The 4,770-nt window shown below is 69.4% G+C and carries 8 protein-coding genes; all 8 read right to left on the bottom strand.

All coding sequences use genetic code 11. From position 1 onward, the window contains the following. Nucleotides 1-141 precede the first annotated feature (141 nt). Nucleotides 142-1,029 (bottom strand): RNA polymerase factor sigma-32, encoded by an 888-nt coding sequence (locus tag P409_RS27015; protein WP_034845698.1) that lies wholly within the window; start codon nucleotides 1,027-1,029, stop codon nucleotides 142-144. A 378-nt stretch (nucleotides 1,030-1,407) separates the two neighbouring features. Next, complete coding sequence (locus P409_RS27010) at nucleotides 1,408-2,226, bottom strand: hypothetical protein (RefSeq protein ID WP_034845696.1); 819 nt, start codon at nucleotides 2,224-2,226, stop codon at nucleotides 1,408-1,410. Nucleotides 2,227-2,533: 307 nt separating this feature from the next. Next, complete coding sequence (locus tag P409_RS27005; protein ID WP_034845694.1) at nucleotides 2,534-3,034, bottom strand: CarD family transcriptional regulator; 501 nt, start codon at nucleotides 3,032-3,034, stop codon at nucleotides 2,534-2,536. Between the two features lie 276 nt (nucleotides 3,035-3,310). Next, entirely contained in the window at nucleotides 3,311-3,652 is a 342-nt protein-coding gene (gene fdxA / locus P409_RS27000; protein WP_034845692.1) for a ferredoxin FdxA, read from the bottom strand. Nucleotides 3,653-3,659: 7 nt separating this feature from the next. Then, complete coding sequence (locus P409_RS26995) at nucleotides 3,660-4,133, bottom strand: tellurite resistance TerB family protein (protein WP_034845690.1); 474 nt, start codon at nucleotides 4,131-4,133, stop codon at nucleotides 3,660-3,662. A 9-nt stretch (nucleotides 4,134-4,142) separates the two neighbouring features. Next, nucleotides 4,143-4,313 (bottom strand): hypothetical protein, encoded by a 171-nt coding sequence (locus P409_RS40970; RefSeq protein WP_238578786.1) that lies wholly within the window; start codon nucleotides 4,311-4,313, stop codon nucleotides 4,143-4,145. After that, a complete protein-coding gene (locus P409_RS40965; RefSeq protein ID WP_238578785.1) occupies nucleotides 4,310-4,510 on the bottom strand; it encodes a S4 domain-containing protein in 201 nt (66 codons plus the stop codon). Before P409_RS40965 ends, P409_RS40970 begins: the two co-directional genes overlap by 4 nt. After that, the coding region (locus P409_RS40960) for a hypothetical protein (protein ID WP_238578784.1) at nucleotides 4,503-4,770 on the bottom strand (268 nt) is incomplete at its 5' end. The genes P409_RS40960 and P409_RS40965, both read right to left, overlap by 8 nt.

Below are 4,770 nucleotides of genomic sequence, written 5' to 3'. Positions count from 1 at the left end.
AGCGTGGCCGATCTCGCCGGGCGGATGCGGGTGGAGGCGGCGGAGGCCTGGTTCCGGCTGCTCAACGACGTGCCGGGCGATGAGGTGACGCCCGGGAGCCGGGTCAAGCTGATCGTGGAGTGAGTGAGACGAACCCCGCGGCTATTCCTCCAGGAACAGCTCCTCGGGCCGGCTGACATGCTGGGAGATCGAGGCGCGCAGCTTGGTCAGCGCCCGGTGCTCCAGCTGGCGCACCCGCTCCTTGCTGACGCCGAGCTGGCGGCCCAGCTCCTCCAGCGTCGCGCCGCTGTCGCGCAGCCGGCGCTGGCGGATGATGGTCTGCTCGCGCGGGCTCAGCGCGCCGATCGCCTCGGCCAGCCAGCGCGACCGGGTGACGTTGTCGCGCAGGCCGATCACCACCTCCTCGGGCGAGGGGCGGGTGTCGGCCAGGAGGCCCTGCCAGTCATCCTCGCCCTCCTCGGAGATCGGGGCGTTCAGCGACTGGTCGGCGGCGGCCAGCCGCATCTCCATCGCCTCGACATCGGCGACGTCGACCCGCAGCTCGCCGGCGATCCAGGCGCGGCCGGCCTGGGTCATGCCGGGCTGGCCGGTGGTGCTCTCGATCTTGGCGCGCAGCCGCCGCAGGTTGAAGAACAGCGATTTCTGCGCCGCGGTGGTGCCGGTGCGCACGATCGACCAGTTGCGCAGCACGTAGTCCTGCATGGCCGAGCGGATCCACCAGGCGGCATAGGTCGAGAAGCGGACCTCGCGGTCGTGCTCGAAGCGGGCGGCGGCCTGCATCAGCCCGACATTGCCCTCCTGCACCAGGTCGCCGACCGGCAGGCCGTAGTTGCGGAAGCGGGAGGCGGTGGCGATGACCAGCCTCGTATAGGCCCGGACCAGGGCGTGCAGCGCCGGCTCGTCATTGTCCTGGCGCCAGCGCCGGGCCAGCTCGAACTCGGCCTCGCGCGACAGCAAGGGCTCGCTCATCGACGCCTTGATGAACTTCAGGTTGGCGCGCTGGGTCTCGGGATCGTCGAGATGCGGCATGGACGCCCCCTCTTCGGCCGAACGGCGCCGCGGATCAGTGCCGCGACCTGCTAGACGAACACCCCCCCGCCCGGCGACGTTCCCTCGCCGGGCGGGAGCTTGTCCCTTTGTCTAAAGGTTCGCTCGATCGGACCGGTTCGTTACAGCGGATCCGGTCGGATCGGATGGGCCGGAGCCACCCCCTCACCCGAGGAGAGGCTTTTTTGGAATACCAAAGATCGTCATTGCGAGCGCAGCGAAGCAATCCAGGGGCCGGTGTGAACCGGCCCCTGGATTGCTTCGTCGGCTTCGCCTCCTCGCAATGACGGCGAGGAATGGGGTGAAAGGCCCCGAGGGAGTGAGCAATCCCCTCTCCTCGGAGAGGGCTGGCGGGTGCGGCTACGCCTCGACGATCTCGGCCAGCGTTCCGTCGGGCTCGAACAGGCCGCAGGCCAGGCGGCCGCCGCGGCCGCAGCCGGAATCGAGCGTCACCGCCAGCCCCTCCAACTGCAGCCCGCCGCCGGCCGGGTCGTGGCCGCGGATCAGGCGGCGGAAGCCGGCATAGGGCTCGGCCAGCCCGGCGAAGCCGGCGGCGGACCACCAGAAGGCGTCGCCCTGCGCCGCCAGCGGCCGGCTGGGATCGATGCCGGCGCTGACGAACAGGATGCCGTCATCGCCGGCGAAGCGGGGTTCGGTGAAGGCGGCCCGGCGCAGCGCGGCATACAGCGCGTTGTGGCCGGGCGCCGCGCGCATCGCCTCGCGCAGCCCGTTGGTCCAGCGGGTCAGGCGGACGGCGCCCTCGCGCGCCGCCGCCATGCCCTCCTCGGGCCGGCCGCCATAGGCGCGCAGCGTGCCCTCGACCCCCTGGGCCAGCATCCAGCGCAGCACGTCCTGCGGGTTCGGGGCGAATTGCAGCTGCAGCATCTTCTGCCACATCTCCTCCTGCGCCCCGCGCAGGAAGACGACGTCCTCGGCCAGCACGAAGGGGCGGGCGATCAGGGCCCGCCGCATCGACAACACCTCGTCGACCAGCGCGTGCAGCCGGTCGGTGCGGCCGATCAGGTTGCCGAGATAGACCAGCCGGTCGCCGGGCTGGAACCGGGCGGCGACATGGTCGTGCAGGACGGCCAGACGGGCGGCATCGCCATGCACGGCGCCCACGGCCCAGATCCGCTTCGGGCGGCCGAGCTGGGCGAATTTCTCGGGATCGGGTGTCACGCGGAGACGGGGAGATCGGTCATCTGCGGCGACAGTTTAGCGGCTCGTCCCGGTGAAACCAGCCCCTTTGTACGGGAGAGCCCGGCCTTGGCCTCAGAGCCGTCATTGCGAGGAGGCGAAGCCGACGAAGCAATCCATGGCTCCGCTCGTGCGGCCCTGGATTGCTTCGCTGCACTCGCAATGACGATTCTTTGGATAGAGCACAGAGACATGGAAAAGGCGGCCCGGAGGCCGCCTCTTTCAGTCTTGAGTGGCCTGCCGCGCTTCGCGCTGCTTGAGGCCAAGCCGGTCTGCGAGAACAGCGGGCTCAGGCCGCCTTCTTCAGCACCTGCTCCAGCTTCTGGGTCGCCTTGACCTCGTCGATCCGCTCGACCGCGGCCAGCTCGCGCGCCAGGCGCTCCAGCGCTGCCTGGTAGATCTGGCGCTCGCTGTAGGACTGCTCCGGCTGGTCGGTGGCGCGGTGCAGGTCGCGCACCACCTCGGCGATCGACACCGGGTCGCCGGAGTTGATCTTGGCCTCGTATTCCTGGGCGCGGCGGCTCCACATCGTCCGGCGAACGCGGCTGCGGCCGGTCAGGGTCTCCAGCGCAGTCTTGATCCGGTCCTTCGACGACAGCTTGCGCAGGCCCGACTTCTTGGCCTTGCCGACAGGAACCTTGAGCGTCATCCGCTCCTTCTCGAAGCTGATGGCATACAGCTGCACGGTCATGCCGCTGATGCTGTGCGTCTCGAGCGCCTCGATGCGGCCGACGCCATGCGCCGGGTACACAACGTAGTCGCCGACGTCGTACTCAAGTTCCTGAGCCATGTCTGCCAATGGAGTCACCCTCTGTGGTCGGACCCAGCGGCGGCGGCCGCCTATGGCCTCCGCCCGCGCTTCGCCGCAGCCACGACCACATCTGATCTCCGCACCGAAACAAAAGACGCAGAAATCGATTCCGGCCCGTAGGGGAATGGGTCGGAACTGGTCGTCAGCACCGGGAATGGACGAAGATTATAATACGTTGCGCACCCGATATGAAGGCCGAGTCCGCCCTGACATGACGCTTTTTTTGCAATGCAGGCCGGCGGACTCGGCGAATCGTCAATTGCCTTCGCCCGGATTCGCGCTGAAATGCTCGGGATATTTGTTCCCGACCTCCTTCCAGGAGTCGGCGTCCTCGGGGGCGTCCTTCTTGCGGGTGATGTTCGGCCAGATCGCGGAGTATTCGCGGTTCAGCTCGCCCCACTTCTCCGCCGCCTCGGCCTCGGTGTCCGGCTTGATGGCCTCGGCCGGGCATTCCGGCTCACACACGCCGCAGTCGATACACTCGTCCGGGTGGATGACCAGCATGTTCTCGCCCTCGTAGAAGCAATCCACGGGGCACACTTCGACGCAATCCGTGTACTTGCACTTGATGCAAGCTTCACCCACCACATAGGCCATACTTACGTTACTCCGGCTCTCCATTGGCGGCCGCCGTGGCGCCATTGCGGGCAAGCACACGGCGGCGGGCAGCGCCGCTATCCGCATCCGAGACGAATAGAAGCGCCGCGACTCGCCGCATCAGATTGGCTTCGAGGTCGTCGACATTACCATCCGCGAGGATCACATCCCACAGCATTTCCACAATGCGGATGCGCGCGGGCTCGTCGCAATGCTCGCGGATGGTGTGGGTCAGGGCGTGCCAGGACACGGCGCCGTCGCTGGCCCGCTCGGCCTCGGCGCCCAGCTGCGCCGCCTCGAACGGGCCCAGCCGGAAGCGCCAGGCCAGCAGCGCCTGGATGCGCTCGCGCTCCGGCTCGTCCAGCGAATCGTCGACCCGGGCGGCTTCCATCAGCAGGGCGGCGACGGCGCGGCGCAGCGCGGCCTCGTCGACAACCGGGCCGGCGCCGCCGCGGGCCCAGTCGAGAATGTGGTTCAGCATGCGGGAGATTTAGTCGCTGTTGCCCTTCGGCGGAAGGGAGCGGCGGTCGCGCCCGGTCGGCCGGGGACCGCCCGAGGGGGCGAGCGCGGTGTCCGGCGTCGGCGGCTGCAGGTCGCGATACAGCCCCTGCGCCTCGCTGGCCGGGCCGCGCCGCTCGCCCAGGGCGACGATCTCGATCACCCGGATGTGCCGGCCCTGGACAAGGTCAGCACCATGCCGGGGCGGATTGCCGCATGCGCCTTCTGGGTCGGCACGCCGTCGATGCGGATGCCGCCGGCGGCGCAGACCTTGGCGGCCAGGCTGCGGGTCTTGAAGAAGCGCGCCTGCCACAGCCACTTGTCCAGCCGGGGGCGTTCGATCTCTTCGCGCTCAGCCATTGGTGCGGCGCAGCTCGGCCAGCTTGGCGAAGGGGCTGTCGGCGCTGGCGGCGGGCTGGCGCGGCGCCTGCGGCCGCCGGGCCTTCACCGGAACATAGGTCACGCGTCCCTCATCGTCCTGGGTCGGCCGATACCCGGCCGCCTGCAGGATACGACCGGGACCTTTCGGTCGTACGGTCGTCAGCCGACGACTACCGCGCCAGCGCGGGTCGGCGGTCAGCCCGCCCTGGCGGCGGCGCGACTCGGCGGCGTCGCGCAGC

The sequence above is a fragment of the Inquilinus limosus MP06 genome (assembly GCF_000767795.1).
Taxonomy (GTDB): domain Bacteria; phylum Pseudomonadota; class Alphaproteobacteria; order DSM-16000; family Inquilinaceae; genus Inquilinus; species Inquilinus limosus_E.
This window is presented reverse-complemented; position numbering and strand designations above follow the sequence as displayed.